This is a genomic window from Stutzerimonas sp. CXK-1 (assembly GCF_057738225.1).
Window position 1 is genome coordinate 1,716,392 of record NZ_CM173217.1, and the last position, 15,394, is coordinate 1,731,785.

The window sequence follows — 15,394 nt, forward strand, 5'->3', positions numbered from 1 at the left end:
CTTTGCTCACTCCGGTTCGCTGGCTGCCGTTGCGCAGCCTGGTCCGGGCAGCTTAGCGGCGCCAGGGAGGGCCTACCTTGATGCTTGTCATATAGGGGTGGGGGTATCTTGAGGGCCTGTCGTCACAAAGCGAAACGGGGCCGATGAAACGAGGCGGCCGGGTGATCTGTCTATGGAGCAGGCCGTAGGGCTTGGTTCGAACCGATGCAGCCGGCATCGATGCTGGCGCCGTGCTGCCTGGGCGACGCGGCGCGTCGGGCGGACGCAACCAACGGCACCCTTGACCAGGAGGCTTGAATGTTTCGAATCTTCACCGGCGCCGCCTTGGTGGCGCTCTGCGTGAGCGCGCCCGCGCAGGCGCGCGAGTATGCGTATAGCGATGCCCACCTGCATTACGTTGATTTCTTCCAGGAAACCCAGGGTATGCCCAAGCTGCTGGAGGCGATGGACGAAGGACGTATCGAGCACGTGATGATCAGCGGGATACCCGTGGCCAAGAAGTGGCACGAGAACGAACCCAAGCGGCCGCGCTACTATGCTGGCGACGACGCACCGGTCTATTGGTACAGCGCCACCGATGTGCTGGTGGCGGCTGCCATGAAGGAAGTCGACCCCGAGCAGCGCAAGCGCTTTCACCCGTTTTTGTCGGGCTTCAACCCGAACGACAAGAACGCCGACGCGCACATTCGGCGAATGCTGGAGCTGAACCCTGGGTTATGGCAGGGCATCGGCGAGATATTCACCCGTCATGACGACGTGACCGCGCTTACCGAGGGTGATACCCCGCGAGCGAACAACGAGGCGCTGACGCGCGTGTACCACCTGGCTGCCGAATTCGACCTGCCGGTGATGCTGCACTCGAACATCACCTCCAAGCGAGAACGCAATCCGCTCTATCTGGAGGAACTGGAGGAGCCGCTGCGCAACCATCCTCACACACGCTTCATCTGGGCCCATGCCGGCACCAGCATGGAGTTGCACCGGCATCAGGAAAAGCTCGAGTTTCTGCTGCCGGTGGTGACGCGTCTGCTCGATGAGTATCCCAACCTGTACATCGACCTCTCGTGGACGATGCTCCATCCTTATCTGATAGATGCCAAGGGCCAGCCCGACCCGAAATGGGTGGAACTGGTGGAACGCCACCCGACACGCTTCATGCTCGGATCGGATGTGGTCGGGCACTTCGAGAATCTGGCCGAGGGGCTTGCCGATTTCGATCCGTTCCTCGATGCGCTCTCCGAGAGCACAGCACGCAAGGTCGCTCGCGACAACTTTCTCGCCGTACTGCCCCGCGAGCGTCGCGAAGAAGTGAAGGTGTCACATCCCTGACATGCGCGTGTCATAGGCTCGGCTTCCCTACAGCACTAAGGAAGCTGACATGCGTTTGATATCCGCGCTTCGTCTCATGGCGGCGGTGTGCCTGTCCTCCAGCGCGCTGGCCGAGGTCAGGCTGGAAGGCGAGGTGGAATACGGTATTTTCGAAAGCCCGCAAGTCGAACTGGAGCCAGGCCAGCGCATGCTTCGCACCGGCCAGCAGCCTATTCAGCGGACGTCCGTCATTCCCGCCAGGCTAGGTACCAAGTTTGGTATGCGCTACGTGCTGGCCGGCAAGAGGGAAGGCGATGCCCCGCTGACATTGCTGTACCTGACGCCGGGCGTGGTGGGGCCAAATGGCGCACGACACGACAAGTTCGAGGTGGTGCAGGCCATGGCGCCCGAAGCGAGCCATGACGTCATGGCATTCGAGTTCACCGAGCCCCATGAGCTGGCCCCTGGCGAGTGGCGCTTTCTGGTGTTTCAAGGCGATCGCAAGCTGGCCGAACAGACGTTCGAGGTGCAGTGAGGCCTGGCTGGCCGAACCATTCATCGGTCCGGCAGGTTGTTTGGCAGTTTATTGACGTCAAACAATCAAGTTTTCGTGAAGAGGCTCCGATACTTGTGACTGATTTGGCAGTGCCTGCTGCTGCCATCAGTCATGGAGTGAGCTGTCTCATGTCGTTACGCAACCTGAATCTGTCCAAGCGCTCAGCGCTGGGCTTCGGCCTGATCGGCCTTATCGTTCTCCTGCTGGGCTTGTTCGCCCTGCGGCAGATGACCTCGATACGCGAAGAGGCGGCCAAGGTCAGCAACCAGTGGCTGCCCAGCATCACGGCGCTGGGCGACCTCAACCAGCGCACGATGCGCATCCGCATCCATACCTTGCGCCTGCTACTCGACCGCGCCCGGGTTACCGAGAACCGTGCCAACGTCAACCAGTTCGTCGAGGGCCTTCGGCCAGTCGAAGAGGCCTATGCCAAGACGATCTTCCTGGCCGAAGAACGAGCGCTGTTCGAGCGGTACCAGGGCGCGCGCGAGCACTTCGAGGCCGTGCTGCGTGAAATTCTGCGCCTGGAGGCGAGCGGCGAGCTGACTCAGGCTATCGAACTGGTCGGTTCGCAACTCAATCAGGTGGCGTCCGCCATGAGCGAAGAAGTTCGCTCGCTGATCGCCTTCAACAATGAACAGGCCGAGCTGTCGGCGCAGAAGGCCGACGAGCTGTTCGGCGAGGCGCGTCTGTGGATGATTCTGACCATCATTGCCGCGGGGGTGTTGACCTGGTTGCTGGCCTGGGCCTTCACGCGCAGCATCGTGCAGCCGTTGAGCCAGGCGGTCGAAGTCGCCGAAAGCGTGGCCGCTGGTGATCTGCGCCGGCCGATCGAGATCGACGGCAAGGATGAGCCGGCTCGTTTGCTCGCGGCGCTCAAGAGCATGCAGGGCAGCCTGCGCGAAACCGTGCAGCGCATTGCCGACTCGTCCAATCAGCTGGCTTCGGCCGCCGAAGAACTCAACGTGGTGACCGAGGACTCGACACGCGGCCTGCACCAGCAGAACCACGAAATCGAGCAGGCCGCGACGGCGGTCAACGAGATGACCACCGCGGTCGACGAGGTGGCCAGCAATGCCGTGGCCACCTCCGAGGCGTCGCGTGAGTCGGATGCGACCACCCAGCGGGGCCGCCAGCAGGTCATTCGCACGGTCGAGTCGATCAGCCTGTTGGCCTCGGATGTGACGTCCACCGCCAGCGAGGTCGAGCAGTTGGCCGGCCAGGTGCGCGATATCAGCAAGGTGCTGGATGTGATCCGTTCGATCGCCGAGCAGACCAACCTGCTTGCACTCAACGCGGCCATCGAAGCGGCCCGGGCGGGCGATGCCGGGCGCGGTTTCGCCGTGGTGGCGGACGAGGTGCGGGCACTGGCGCACCGCACGCAGCAATCCACGCAGGAAATCGAGCAGATGATCGGTGCCGTGCACCAGGGTACCGACAAGGCGGTCCAGGCGATGCAGACGAGCAACCAGCGCGCCCGCTCGACGCTCGACCTGGCGCAGGGGGCCGGTGAGGCGCTGGAGGAGATCGCCAGCGCGATCAGCCAGATCAGCGAGCGCAATCTGGTGATCGCCAGCGCCTCGGAGGAACAGGCACAGGTTGCCCGCGAGGTCGATCGCAACCTGGTCAATATCCGCGATCTGTCGATGCAGTCGGCTGCGGGGGCGAATCAAACCAGCGCTGCCAGTCAGGAGCTGGCTCGCCTGGCCGTCGAGCTGAACGGGTTGGTCGCGCGTTTCAGTATTTGACGCGCCGAGGGTGGTGCGTCAAAACACCGCCCTCGTAAAAACCCTTTGCATGGAGTGGTTTTTTACCGTTCGTCGTAAAGTTTTGCGGGTTCCTGGCGATAGCCATGGCAGGACGCAGCCTTTACCTCAGGGGGTATATATCCATGCTTAGACAACTCAGCATTGCGCTTCGGGCGGGCATCGGCTTCGGTGTTGTGGCGCTGCTGGTCTTTCTGCTCGGCGGTTTCTCGCTTCAGCAGATGTCGACCATGCAGCGCGAGTCGCAGGAGGTCAATGAACACTGGCTTCCCGCCATCATTCAGCTCAGTGAGCTGAACCAGGAATTCTTGCGCATCCGCGCGGCCACCCTGCGCTTGCTGGTAGCCGACACGCAAGCACAGCAACAGACGGCGGTAACGGCGATCGATGCCGTTAAACAGGCGTTTCGCAGCGCCCGTGAGAAAGCCGAACCGCTGATCCGGACACCTGAAGGCCGGAAGATCATCACCGGTTTCGATCAGGCCATGGCCGACTACGAGCGTTATCAGACGCAGATCGTCGAACTGGCGCTGCAAGGCGATCAGGAAGGTGCGCGGGCACTGACGCGCGGCGAGCTCAATCAGCATGCCGATGCCGCGTCCAAGGCGGTTCGCGAACTCATCGAGTTCTCCCGGGGGAAAGCGCTCGAGGCGGCACGCCTGTCCGACGACACGGCCTCGCATGCCTTCAATGGCGTAGTCGTCGCCTTGCTGCTTGCGGCCATACTGACCGTTGCCCTGGCGATCCTGCTGACACGTAGCATCGTGCAGCCGCTCAACGAGGCGGTGCGCGTCGCCGAGGTCGTGGCCAGCGGTGACCTCACGCACTCGATCAGCATCGTGGGCCGTGACGAGCCGGCACGCCTGTTGACGGCGCTGGCGAGCATGCAGGACAGCCTGCGCGACACCATCCAGCGTATCGCCGATTCGTCGAACCAGCTCGCCTCGGCGGCGGAGGAGCTCAACGCCGTCACCGAGGACTCGACGCGCGGCATGCACCAGCAGAATGACGAGATCCAGCAGGCGGCAACCGCGGTCAACGAGATGACGACCGCTGTGGATGAGGTGGCCCGCAATGCCGTTGCCACGTCCGAGGCCTCGCGCGAATCGGACGCGACGGCCCAGCACGGCCGCGAGCAGGTACTCAGGACGGTCGAGTCGATCGGTCTGCTGGCCGAAGACGTCACCGCTACCGCCGCCGAAGTCGAGCAGCTCGCCGAGCACGTGCGTGATATCAGCAAGGTGCTCGATGTGATTCGCTCGATTGCCGAACAGACCAACCTGCTGGCACTCAACGCCGCCATCGAAGCCGCCAGGGCAGGGGATGCCGGACGAGGGTTTGCCGTGGTCGCCGACGAGGTGCGCGCCCTGGCGCATCGCACGCAACAGTCGACGCAGGAAATCGAGCAGATGATTGGCTCGGTTCATCAGGGCACCGATAGCGCCGTGCACGCCATGCAAGTCAGCAACGACCGTGCGCGCACTACGCTGGAAATGGCCCAGGCCGCCGGGGAGGCGCTCGAAGGCATCGCCCTGGCGATCAGCCAGATCAGTGAGCGCAACCTAGTCATCGCCAGCGCTTCGGAAGAGCAGGCGCAGGTCGCGCGCGAAGTGGACCGCAACCTGGTGAACATCCGTGATCTGTCGCTGCAGACATCGGCCGGGGCCAACCAGACGACGGCCGCCAGTCAGGAATTGGCGCGACTGGCCGTCGACCTGAACACGCTGGTGGCTCGCTTCAGCGTGTGATCGTGCTGATTCAAAGGCCCCGCTCTGGCGGGGCCTTTTTGTTTCTGCAGCCTAGCCGCGGCGATGGGGCGCATCTGGGCTTCGTTGGGCAGGGGGCGTACCATGCCGAGCCTTGTGCGGGGCGGTCGGTCGAACGCTCGGCAGCGCCCGCAGCCACTCATCCAGAACACAAGAAGCGGCCCCCATGTCCGATCTTTCCACTCGTCTGTTTCGATTCCTGAACCGCACCAGCCTGGTGGCGCAGATCGTCGTCGGCCTGATCGCCGGCGTCGTGCTCGCCCTGCTGGCGCCCGAGGCGGCCCGTTCGGCCGGTCTGCTGGGCGACCTTTTCGTTGCCGCCCTGAAAGCGGCGGCGCCGATCCTGGTATTCATCCTGGTGGCGGCGTCACTGGCCAATCACCAGCGCGGCCAGCCGACCCACATCCGTCCGATCCTCGGCCTTTACGCGCTGGGTACGCTCAGCGCCGCAGTCACGGCAGTGGTAGCGAGCTTTCTGTTTCCGACCAGCCTGACGCTGGTATCGGAAGTAAGCGACGTGGTGCCGCCTTCAGGGGTGGCCCAGGTGCTGAAGACCCTGTTGTTCAACATCGTCGACAACCCCGTGCACGCACTCTTGCAAGGCAACTTCATCGGCATCCTTGCCTGGGCCATCGCGCTCGGCCTCGCGTTCCGCTCGGCCGGGGAGAGCACTCGCAGCCTGGTGAGCGATCTCTCGGCAGGGGTGACGGGCATCGTGCAGCTGATCATCCGCTGCGCACCGCTGGGCATCTTCGGTCTGGTGGCCAATATCCTGGCGACTTCGGGCTTCGGCGTGCTGGTGGGTTATGCCCAGCTGCTGGCGGTACTGGTTGGCAGCATGCTGTTCGTCGCGCTGGTGCTCAATCCTGTGCTCGTCTACTGGCAGATCCGCCGCAACCCCTATCCGCTGGTCTTCACTTGCCTGCGTGAGAGTGGCATCACGGCGTTCTTTACCCGCAGCTCGGCCGCCAACATTCCGGTGAACCTGCAGCTCTGCGAGCGCCTGGGATTGCACAAGGACACCTATTCGGTGTCGATCCCACTGGGGGCGACGATCAACATGGCGGGTGCCGCGATCACCATCACGGTTCTTACTCTGGCCGCGGTGCATACGTTGGGCATTCCGGTGGACCTGCCCAGTGCCTTGCTGCTGAGCCTGCTGGCCGCCGTGTGCGCCTGTGGCGCGTCTGGCGTGGCCGGTGGTTCGCTGTTGCTGATCCCCCTGGCCTGTAGCCTGTTTGGCATTTCCAACGATGTGTCCATGCAGGTGGTGGCGGTGGGCTTCATCATCGGCGTGGTCCAGGACTCGGTGGAAACGGCGTTGAACTCGTCCACGGATGCCCTCTTCACGGCGGCGTCCTGTATCGCGCATGGCGACACGGTAGACGCCGAGTAGCGCTTTGCCGGTTGCGCCTGACATGGATGGCCCCGCTCGCAGGGTGGGGCTGTGATCGGTCAGCCGGCAGCCCGGCCTGAACCAAAAAAAACGGCGCCCGTGGGCGCCGTTTCCTTTACTCGTACGAAGAAGGCCGATCAGCCCTTCCAGCGCTTGAGCACGAGGGTGGCGTTGGTGCCACCAAAGCCGAAGCTGTTGCTCATCACGGTGTCGAACTGCGCGTTCTCGCGCGTCTCGCGCAGGATCGGCATGTCCGCCACTTCCGGGTCGAGCTCTTCGATGTTGGCAGAAGCGGCCAGGAAGTTGCCCTGCATCATCAGCATGCAGTAGATCGCCTCGTGTACGCCGGCTGCACCGAGCGAGTGGCCCGACAGGCTCTTGGTCGAGCTGATCACCGGCACCTTGTCGCCGAACATGTTGCGCACGGCCTTGATCTCGGCCACATCGCCGACTGGCGTCGAGGTGCCGTGGGTGTTGAGGTAGTCGATCGGCCCTTCGACGGTGGACATCGCCTGCTGCATGCAGCGCAGCGCGCCTTCGCCACTCGGGGCAACCATGTCATAGCCATCGGAGGTCGCGCCGTAGCCGACGATTTCAGCGTAGATCTTGGCGCCGCGCTTGAGCGCATGCTCCAGTTCCTCGACCACGACAATGCCGCCGCCGCCAGCGATGACGAAACCGTCACGGTTGGCATCGTAGGCGCGCGAGGCCTTTTCCGGCGTCTCGTTGTACTGGCTGGACAGCGCGCCCATGGCGTCGAACAGGCAGCTCTGGCTCCAGTGCTCTTCTTCACCGCCACCGGCAAAGACCACGTCCTGCTTGCCCATCTGGATCTGCTCCATGGCATGGCCGATGCAGTGAGCGCTGGTGGCGCAGGCCGAAGCGATGGAGTAGTTCAGGCCCTTGATGCGGAACGGCGTGGCCAGGCAGGCCGACACGGTGCTGCTCATGGTGCGCGGTACGCGGTATGGGCCGATGCGCTTGACACCCTTCTCACGCAGGATGTCGATGGCTTCCATCTGGTTGATGGTCGAGGCTCCGCCGGAACCGGCGATCAGGCCGATGCGCGGGTTGGAGATGTCATCGAGACTGAATCCGGCGTCCTTGACCGCCTGCTCCATCGCCAGGTAGGCATAGGCCGCGGCGTCACCCATGAAGCGCATGACCTTGCGGTCGATCAGCTCTTCCAGGTTGATGTCAACGGAGCCGGACACCTGGCTGCGCAGACCCATGTCCGCGTAGGCCTGGTTGTAGCGAATGCCGGGGCGGCCGGCGCGCAGGTTGGCGGAAACGGTGTCTTTGTCATTGCCCAGGCAGGAAACGATGCCCAGACCGGTGATCACGACGCGACGCATGCGGATGTCCTTCAGAAACTGTCAGTGGAGGTGAACAGGCCGACACGCAGCCCTTCAGCACTATAGATCTCGCGCCCGTCGACGCTGACGGTACCGTCGGCGATACCGAGGATCAGCGAGCGATTGATGGTGCGCTTGATGTGGATGTTGTAGGTCACCTTCTTGGCGGTCGGCAGCACCTGACCGAAGAATTTGACCTCGCCGGAGCCGAGTGCGCGGCCGCGGCCGGGATTGCCCTGCCAGCCCAGGTAGAAACCGACCAGCTGCCACATGGCGTCGAGGCCGAGGCAACCGGGCATGACCGGGTCGCCGAGGAAGTGGCAGCCGAAGAACCACAGGTCTGGATTGATATCCAGCTCGGCGACCAGCTCGCCCTTGCCGTACTTGCCACCCACTTCGCTGATGTGCGTGATGCGATCGACCATCAGCATGTTCGGGGCGGGCAGTTGCGCGTTACCGGGGCCGAACAGTTCGCCGCGGCTGCAACGAAGCAGATCTTCCCGGGTAAAGGCGTGTTGTTTGGTCATGCGTTTTCCTCAATGGGCCCCTCATCGAAGGGGCTTGCTGCATTCACCGGGCCTGGCAATGGAGGCCTGATCATAAACACTAAGCACATAGACTGCCGCGCTGTGCTGAAAGTCACAGCGCGGCAATACGTGCCTGCGCGGGCGCCCGCGGGCGCAGCGACAAAATTGGTCGGCTACTTTAACACCACTGGCCTGGCTGCGAAGAACTACTAGCCGGCTTGTTGACCTAGACCAACGTTGCACGGCCGGCCCCAGGGGCCGTCAGTTTGTCGCAGGGGGAGTGCTTTGCCACCGCAGTACAGCGCTGGCCGCCCCTGCTTCGCGACGTATAATGCCGGCACTGCCGAAAAGGCTAAATTCGGAAGATTCATGACAACGAAGCAACCCATTGCCGTGCTCGGTGGCGGCAGTTTTGGTACCGCGATCGCCAACCTGCTGGCTGAGAACGGGCACGACGTCCTGCTCTGGATGCGTGACGAGCAGCAGGCCGAGAGCATCCGTACGCTGCGCCAGAATCCGCGCTACCTGAAGGGTATCGACCTGCTGCCGGCGGTGCAGGCAACCACCGATCTGAACGCCACGCTCGCGGCCTGCGAGCTAGTGTTCGTCGCGTTGCCCTCATCGGCGCTGCGCCAGGTGCTGCAGCCTTGCGCAGCTCAACTGGCCGGCAAGATGCTCGTCAGCACCACCAAGGGCATCGAGGCGCAGGGCTTCATGCTGATGAGCCAGATTCTCGAGCAGGTCGCTCCAGACGCCCGGATCGGTGTGCTGTCCGGACCCAATCTGGCACGCGAAGTCGCCGAGCATGCGCTGACCGCGACCGTTGTCGCCAGCGATGACGAAGCGCTGTGCCGGGCCGTGCAGGCGGTGCTGCATGGCCGTACGTTCCGGGTCTACGCGAGTGCCGACCGTTTTGGCGTGGAACTCGGCGGCGCCCTGAAGAATGTCTATGCGATCATGGCCGGCATGGCGGCGGCGCTCGGCATGGGCGAAAACACCCGCAGCATGCTCATAACCCGTGCGCTGGCAGAAATGACACGCTTCGCCGTGCGCCTGGGCGCCAATCCGATGACCTTTCTCGGGCTGGCCGGGGTAGGCGATCTGATCGTCACCTGCACCTCGTCGAAGAGCCGCAATTTTCAGGTCGGCTACGCACTGGGGCAGGGGCTGAGCCTGGAAGAGGCCGTCTCGCGCCTGGGCGAGGTGGCCGAAGGTGTCAACACGATCAAGGTGCTCAAGGCCAAGGCCGAGGAACTGCAGGTCTACATGCCGCTCGTCGCAGGCCTGCATGCGGTGCTTTTCGAGGGGCGTACGCTCGATCAGGTCATCGGCGTGCTGATGCGCGGCGAGCCCAAGACCGACGTGGATTTCATTTCCACGGACGGTTTCTGACATCACAAGCCGGAGAATGTAATGGACGCCAACCGTACCGCCGAGCGCGAGTCGCTGATCCTGCGAGCCGTGTGGATGCTGGTTTTCTTCTTTGCCTGGCAGCTGGCCGAGCTGCTGCTGCTCGCCGTGGTCCTGCTGCAGCTGGTGCTGCGTCTGATGAAAGGCCAGCCCGACGCCAGTTTGCAGGCCTTTGGCGACAGCCTCAGCCAGTACATTGCGCAGATCGGCCGTTTCGGCACCTTCAATACCGATCACAAGCCTTGGCCGTTGTCTGACTGGCCGACGGCGCGTCCGGCGGATCTGCAGGCCGCGCCGCGCTCGCCGAGCGAGCCTGAGCCGCCGCGCCAAGAGCCGGCGCCATGAGGCTGTGGCTGTTGCGTCACGGGGAGGCCGAGCCGCGGGCGCGCACCGATGCCGAGCGCAGCCTCACCCCGCACGGCCGCGATGAAGTCACGCAAAGTGCCGCGCATCTGCAGGGCCGGCCGCTGCAAGCGATCCTTGCGAGCCCCTACCTGCGTGCGCAGCAGACCGCCGAGCTGGTACGCCAGGCGCTTGGTTTTGCAGCACCGATCGAAACGGTGAACTGGCTGACCCCGGACACCGACCTGCGTGATGCCATGCTCTATCTGGACCGTCGCAGCGAACAGGAGCTGCTGCTGGTGACCCATCAGCCATTTGTCGGTGCGCTGGGCGGCTGGCTGGTTACCGGTAGCCGTGGCGACGCGCTACCCATGGGCACCGCGTCGCTTGCCGAACTCGAGGGCGAGCAGCTGGCAGCCGGGTTGATGTCGCTCGCTTCGCTGCGTCACAGTCGCTGACGCGGCGCGCAGCGCGCCCGATCCATCCAATAAGAACGACGGAGAACGCCTGTGGGCATCTGGAAGCGCGAGCCGGATCTGGCTCAACTGCATGAAAACCGCAAGAACACGATCAGCGAGCTGCTCGACATCCGTTTCGAGGCGTTCGATGACGAGTCGATCACTGCGAGTATGCCGGTCGATTCGCGGACCCATCAGCCCTTCGGCCTGTTGCACGGCGGTGCTTCCGTGGTGCTGGCCGAAACCCTTGGCTCGATGGCCAGCTATCACTGCATCGACACGTCGCGCTTCTACTGTGTCGGTCTGGAAGTCAATGCCAACCATCTACGTGGCTTGCGCAGCGGCCGGGTGACCGGCGTGTGTCGCCCTGTGCATCTGGGGCGCTCGACGCATGTCTGGGATATTCGGCTGACCGGCGGCGACGGAAAGGCCAGCTGCATTTCGCGGCTGACCGTGGCGATCGTTCCGTTGCCGACCACCGCGACGAGCTGAGCGGCGCCGTGGCCAGCGGGTCGGTGATGGCCCGCTGTTTGGCATGAATGACGCCCATTCCGCATAGCCATGGCGATTGCCGCGCTCCCTGTGGCGCCAGACAATGGGTGCTCTCTGGATCCATTCTGCAGGCTCATGTCACAGCGCATCTTTTTCGCCCACGCCAACGGCTTCCCCTGTGCCACCTACGGCAAGATGTTCGACGCGCTGGCGCCGGATTTCGAAGTCACCCATATCGGTCTGCATGGGCACGACCCGCTGTTTCCGGTCGATGACAACTGGACGAATCTGGTCGAGGAACTGGCGCAGCGGTTGTCGCGCCTGGATCAGCCGGTCTGGGGCGTCGGGCACTCGATGGGCGGCATCCTGCATTACCACACCGCATTGCGGCACCCTGAGCTGTACCGCGGCGTGGTGATGCTCGATTCGCCGGTGCCAACCTGGTTCGATCAGACAGTGATCTGGCTGGCCAAGCGGTTGGGATTCATCGACCGCCTGACACCTGCCGGCCGCACACTGGGACGTCGGGAGCGCTTCGATGACCGCCAGCAGGCCCGCGACTACTTCGCCGACAAGGCGTTGTTCCGTGATTTCGATCCCGAGTGCCTGGATGCCTATGTCGAGCATGGCCTGACCGAGGATGAGCAGGGCTTGCGCCTGCGCTTCGATCCGGAAACGGAGATTCGCATCTACCGCAGCGTTCCGCACCTCACCCCGGGCTGGCCGCCGACTCTGCAGGTGCCGGTTGCCATGGTGCGCGGCGAAAAGAGCAACGTGGTGATGCCGCATCACAGCTACCTGCTTCGGCTGATGCCGCACGGCCGCGCGCTGAGCGTGCCGGGTGGGCATATGTTTCCGTTCGAGCGGCCGCTGGAAACGGCCGGCGTGCTGCGCCAGCTGCTCGGCGAGTGGAGTGAGGCAAGCTTGCGAGGGCGCTTCGCATGAGCGTGCCGTTCGAAGAAACGCGCCTGACGCTGCCGCACACCGAAATTGCCGCGCATCTGTACGGGCCGGTCGACGGCCGGCCAGTCATCGCGCTGCATGGCTGGCTGGACAACGCGGCGAGCTTTCATCGCCTGGCACCCAGGCTCGACGGGCTGCGCATCGTCGCGCTCGACCTGCCGGGACATGGTCATTCCCAGCATCGCCCGCCCGGCGCGACTTACCAGATCTGGGATTACGCACACGATGTCCTGCAGGTCGCCGAGCAGCTGGGCTGGCAACGCTTCTCGCTGCTCGGTCACTCGATGGGGGCGATCGTGTCGGTGCTGCTGGCCGGGGCATGGCCCGAGCGCGTCGAGCGCCTCGCGTTGATCGATGCGTTCATTCCCTATACCGGCGAAGCCGAGGCCGCTCCGGTCAAGCTGGGTGAGGCTCTGAAGGCGCAACTGGCCCTGGCGCGCAAGCGCAAGCCGGTGCATGGCTCCTTCGAACAGGCGGTGGCCGCGCGCATGAAGGCAGCGGTCAAGGTCAGTCATGAGGCGGCCGAGCTGCTGGCGCAGAGGGGGCTGATGCCTGTGCCGGGCGGTTACACCTGGCGCACCGATCCGCGCCTGACGCTGCCATCGCCGATGCGGCTGACCCGAGCCCATGCGCTGGCCTTCGCCAGCGCCGTCAGCTGTCCGACCAGTCTCGTCGTGGCCGAGCGTGGCTTGATGCAGGAGGCCGGCATGCTCGAGCTGGCGCGTTCTTTCCCGTTCGAGGTGCAGCTCATGCCCGGCGGCCACCATCTGCATCTGGATGATGAGGCAGGCGCCGCCAGGGTGGCCGCGGTGCTCGGCCCCTTCCTCTCGAGCTGAAGCAGGCGTCCTGCAAGATCCGGTGGCAAACCTGGCTTGACTTGGTTCCGGCAACTGGTGAGGCTGCGCTGACGGGCAGCAAAGCGTCCACCAGGGCGATGCGGCCGACCTTTGCGCACTCTGTCAGGCCGGGGACGACCGCGGCCGGTTGCGGGTGTCGCTGGGTGGTATCGAGACCGCATGTGCCGAATGTGTTCCGCTTGCTCGAACGGTACCGAGATTTCGACTGAGGGCAAGGGAGCATTATGCGAACAGGGCTAATGGCCGCATTGGGTTTGATCTTCGGTGCCGCGGCGTCTGCCGCGGACGTTCCGGCCAGTGCCGACCTCGCGACCTTGCCACGCTACCCGCAGGCGCGAATCGTCGATTACCGACAGGAAGCTGTACCCGAGCGCATCTACCCAAGGGATTCGGTACGCCGGATCAGTGGGCGTTTGCGAATGGCGGCGCAGGTCGCCGCCTCCGGTCAGCTGACGACCATCACCTATCGATTGCCGGAAACCCATGCCGGCATCGAGGCTTTCGATCAGGCGCGTGTGAAGCTCCTGGAGGAGGGGGCCGAGCTGTTGTACTGGTGCGAGGGGCGCGATTGCGGTGCGAGCAGTCTCTGGGCCAATGCGATTTTCGGACGTTCCACGCTTTACGGGCCGGATGCCCAGCAGGCCTACCTGCTGGCGCGGCTACGCGAGCCCGCTGATCGACTGATCGCGCTATATGGCATCACCCGCGGCAACGGTCGACCCTATCTGCATGTAGAGCAGCTCGTGCCGGAGCAGCCGCTCGGCGACATCCTGCCCAATGCCGCCACCTTGCTGCGCCAGTTGCGCAGTGCTGGCGAGCTGCGTCTGGCAGGCCTGGCGGACGAGCCGGTGGCCGATTGGGGCGCGCTGCTGGCCAGCATGCTTCGGCTCGACAGCACCCTGCGGGTGACGATTGCCGGGCGCGCGGCGCCGGCCTGGCGGGACGCCCTGATTGCCGAGCGCATCAGCGCTCGCCGTCTGGAACTCGACGGCTCCGACGAGAGCGGTCTGACCATCCGGCTCTTGCGCTGATGCTGCAGGGCGGGTGCAATAGCCGCTCGCCGGCCGCTGCGTTTGCTTGAGCCGTGTTTCCTTCCTCTCGGGTGCCCTCGATGCTCAACAATGACCGCCTTCTGGCGCAGATTCTGCTCCTCGCGCTATTGGGCGCCTGCCTGTGGGTGTTGGCGCCCTTTGCCTCAACGCTGTTCTGGGCAGCGGTACTGGCCTTCGCCAGCTGGCCGTTGATGCGCTTGCTCACGCGCTGGCTGAAGGGCAATGCCAGCCTCGCGGCCGGCCTGCTGACACTCGGCTGGATGGTGCTGGTGGCCATCCCGCTGGTCTGGCTGGGCTTCAACATCGCCGACCAGATCCGCGAGGTGAACGCCTTGCTGCACAACCTGCAGGTCAGCGGCCTGCCGGCGCCGCCGGCCTGGCTCGGCGATATCCCGCTGGTCGGCGACAACCTGCTGGAGCTGTGGGCAACGGTGGACGAGCAGGGCACTGCGCTGTTCGCCCAGCTGCGGCCCTACGTTGGCCAGGTCGGCAACTGGCTGCTGGTGCGCAGCGCGCGTATCGGCGGCGGAATGCTGGAGCTGGCGCTGAGCCTGATTCTGGTCTTCTTCTTCTATCGCGACGGCCCCTATCTGGCGGCTTTCGCCGAGCGCATGCTGGCACGGCTGATCGGCGACCGCGCCGAGCATTACCTCGAACTGGTCGCCGGCACCATCCAGCGCGTGGTCAACGGGGTGATCGGCACCGCGGCGGCACAGGCGGTACTGGCCTACATCGGTTTCAGCATCGCCGGCGTGCCGGCGGCACTGGTGCTCGGGCTGCTGACCTTCGGCTTCAGTTTCGTGATGGTCCCGCCACTGGTCTGGGGGCCGGCGGTGGGCTGGCTGGTCTGGCAGGGTGATTACGGGATGGCCGTGTTTCTCGGCATCTGGGGCATGTTCGTGATCAGCGGCGTGGACAATATCCTCAAGCCCTATCTGATCAGCCGCGGCGGCAACCTACCGCTGGTCGTCGTGCTGCTCGGCGTTTTCGGCGGCATTCTGGCTTTCGGCTTCATGGGCTTGTTCCTGGGGCCGACCCTCCTGGCCGTGGCCTACAGCCTGCTCAGCGACTGGCTGGTCAAGGAAGTCCCGGAAGCGGCAAAGAAAGAGGCGATTCTCCCGCGCCCGGAGCACCACCCCTAGGGCC

15 protein-coding genes are annotated in these 15,394 nt (G+C 64.4%); 13 read left to right on the top strand and 2 right to left on the bottom strand.

Annotated features, from left to right (window positions below):
* Positions 1-297: 297 nt before the first annotated feature.
* The 5 genes from AC0KXH_RS08155 (at position 298) to sstT (ending at position 6,792) form a co-directional block, all read left to right on the top strand.
* Positions 298-1,329 (top strand): amidohydrolase family protein, encoded by a 1,032-nt coding sequence (locus AC0KXH_RS08155; protein ID WP_312381643.1) that lies wholly within the window; start codon positions 298-300, stop codon positions 1,327-1,329.
* A gap of 49 nt (positions 1,330-1,378) precedes the next feature.
* On the top strand, positions 1,379-1,843 hold the full coding sequence (locus AC0KXH_RS08160) for a DUF3859 domain-containing protein (RefSeq protein WP_488224466.1): 465 nt from the start codon (positions 1,379-1,381) through the stop codon (positions 1,841-1,843).
* A 149-nt stretch (positions 1,844-1,992) separates the two neighbouring features.
* Positions 1,993-3,612, top strand: a complete 1,620-nt coding sequence (locus AC0KXH_RS08165; RefSeq protein WP_488224467.1) for a methyl-accepting chemotaxis protein — start codon at positions 1,993-1,995, stop codon at positions 3,610-3,612.
* A gap of 143 nt (positions 3,613-3,755) precedes the next feature.
* On the top strand, positions 3,756-5,378 hold the full coding sequence (locus AC0KXH_RS08170; protein ID WP_488224598.1) for a methyl-accepting chemotaxis protein: 1,623 nt from the start codon (positions 3,756-3,758) through the stop codon (positions 5,376-5,378).
* Positions 5,379-5,562: 184 nt separating this feature from the next.
* Positions 5,563-6,792: a serine/threonine transporter SstT gene (sstT, locus tag AC0KXH_RS08175; protein ID WP_488224468.1), complete on the top strand. Its 1,230-nt coding sequence runs from the start codon at positions 5,563-5,565 to the stop codon at positions 6,790-6,792.
* Between the two features lie 137 nt (positions 6,793-6,929).
* On the opposite strand, the gene fabB is transcribed toward sstT, so the two are convergent.
* Entirely contained in the window at positions 6,930-8,147 is a 1,218-nt protein-coding gene (gene fabB, locus AC0KXH_RS08180) for a beta-ketoacyl-ACP synthase I (protein WP_041105353.1), read from the bottom strand.
* Positions 8,148-8,158: 11 nt separating this feature from the next.
* Positions 8,159-8,674 (bottom strand): 3-hydroxyacyl-[acyl-carrier-protein] dehydratase FabA, encoded by a 516-nt coding sequence (gene fabA, locus AC0KXH_RS08185; RefSeq protein WP_041105354.1) that lies wholly within the window; start codon positions 8,672-8,674, stop codon positions 8,159-8,161.
* 369 nt (positions 8,675-9,043) lie between these two features.
* Here fabA and AC0KXH_RS08190 point away from each other — a divergent pair, with 369 nt between their 5' ends.
* The 8 genes from AC0KXH_RS08190 (at position 9,044) to AC0KXH_RS08225 (ending at position 15,390) form a co-directional block, all read left to right on the top strand.
* The gene (locus AC0KXH_RS08190; protein ID WP_061341278.1) at positions 9,044-10,066 is read left to right on the top strand and encodes an NAD(P)H-dependent glycerol-3-phosphate dehydrogenase; all 1,023 of its coding nucleotides are present in this window, start codon (positions 9,044-9,046) and stop codon (positions 10,064-10,066) included.
* 21 nt (positions 10,067-10,087) lie between these two features.
* A complete protein-coding gene (locus tag AC0KXH_RS08195) occupies positions 10,088-10,429 on the top strand; it encodes a DUF4389 domain-containing protein (protein ID WP_041105356.1) in 342 nt (113 codons plus the stop codon).
* Complete coding sequence (gene sixA, locus AC0KXH_RS08200; RefSeq protein WP_041105358.1) at positions 10,426-10,884, top strand: phosphohistidine phosphatase SixA; 459 nt, start codon at positions 10,426-10,428, stop codon at positions 10,882-10,884. Before AC0KXH_RS08195 ends, sixA begins: the two co-directional genes overlap by 4 nt.
* A gap of 51 nt (positions 10,885-10,935) precedes the next feature.
* A complete protein-coding gene (locus AC0KXH_RS08205; RefSeq protein ID WP_061341277.1) occupies positions 10,936-11,376 on the top strand; it encodes a hotdog fold thioesterase in 441 nt (146 codons plus the stop codon).
* A 135-nt stretch (positions 11,377-11,511) separates the two neighbouring features.
* A complete protein-coding gene (locus AC0KXH_RS08210) occupies positions 11,512-12,321 on the top strand; it encodes an alpha/beta fold hydrolase (RefSeq protein ID WP_043219758.1) in 810 nt (269 codons plus the stop codon).
* Positions 12,318-13,175, top strand: coding sequence for an alpha/beta hydrolase (locus AC0KXH_RS08215; protein ID WP_488224469.1), 858 nt, complete (start codon positions 12,318-12,320; stop codon positions 13,173-13,175). Before AC0KXH_RS08210 ends, AC0KXH_RS08215 begins: the two co-directional genes overlap by 4 nt.
* A gap of 245 nt (positions 13,176-13,420) precedes the next feature.
* Positions 13,421-14,227, top strand: coding sequence for a DUF4892 domain-containing protein (locus AC0KXH_RS08220; RefSeq protein WP_488224470.1), 807 nt, complete (start codon positions 13,421-13,423; stop codon positions 14,225-14,227).
* Between the two features lie 80 nt (positions 14,228-14,307).
* Entirely contained in the window at positions 14,308-15,390 is a 1,083-nt protein-coding gene (locus AC0KXH_RS08225; RefSeq protein ID WP_041105365.1) for an AI-2E family transporter, read from the top strand.
* Positions 15,391-15,394 lie beyond the last annotated feature (4 nt).

Coding starts and splice junctions, on each gene's coding strand:
- AC0KXH_RS08155 (WP_312381643.1), top strand. CDS start 298: ATGTTTCGAATCTTCACCGGCGCCGCCTTGGTGGCGCTCTGCGTGAGC.
- AC0KXH_RS08160 (WP_488224466.1), top strand. CDS start 1,379: ATGCGTTTGATATCCGCGCTTCGTCTCATGGCGGCGGTGTGCCTGTCC.
- AC0KXH_RS08165 (WP_488224467.1), top strand. CDS start 1,993: ATGTCGTTACGCAACCTGAATCTGTCCAAGCGCTCAGCGCTGGGCTTC.
- AC0KXH_RS08170 (WP_488224598.1), top strand. CDS start 3,756: ATGCTTAGACAACTCAGCATTGCGCTTCGGGCGGGCATCGGCTTCGGT.
- sstT (WP_488224468.1), top strand. CDS start 5,563: ATGTCCGATCTTTCCACTCGTCTGTTTCGATTCCTGAACCGCACCAGC.
- fabB (WP_041105353.1), bottom strand. CDS start 8,147: ATGCGTCGCGTCGTGATCACCGGTCTGGGCATCGTTTCCTGCCTGGGC.
- fabA (WP_041105354.1), bottom strand. CDS start 8,674: ATGACCAAACAACACGCCTTTACCCGGGAAGATCTGCTTCGTTGCAGC.
- AC0KXH_RS08190 (WP_061341278.1), top strand. CDS start 9,044: ATGACAACGAAGCAACCCATTGCCGTGCTCGGTGGCGGCAGTTTTGGT.
- AC0KXH_RS08195 (WP_041105356.1), top strand. CDS start 10,088: ATGGACGCCAACCGTACCGCCGAGCGCGAGTCGCTGATCCTGCGAGCC.
- sixA (WP_041105358.1), top strand. CDS start 10,426: ATGAGGCTGTGGCTGTTGCGTCACGGGGAGGCCGAGCCGCGGGCGCGC.
- AC0KXH_RS08210 (WP_043219758.1), top strand. CDS start 11,512: ATGTCACAGCGCATCTTTTTCGCCCACGCCAACGGCTTCCCCTGTGCC.
- AC0KXH_RS08215 (WP_488224469.1), top strand. CDS start 12,318: ATGAGCGTGCCGTTCGAAGAAACGCGCCTGACGCTGCCGCACACCGAA.
- AC0KXH_RS08220 (WP_488224470.1), top strand. CDS start 13,421: ATGCGAACAGGGCTAATGGCCGCATTGGGTTTGATCTTCGGTGCCGCG.
- AC0KXH_RS08225 (WP_041105365.1), top strand. CDS start 14,308: ATGCTCAACAATGACCGCCTTCTGGCGCAGATTCTGCTCCTCGCGCTA.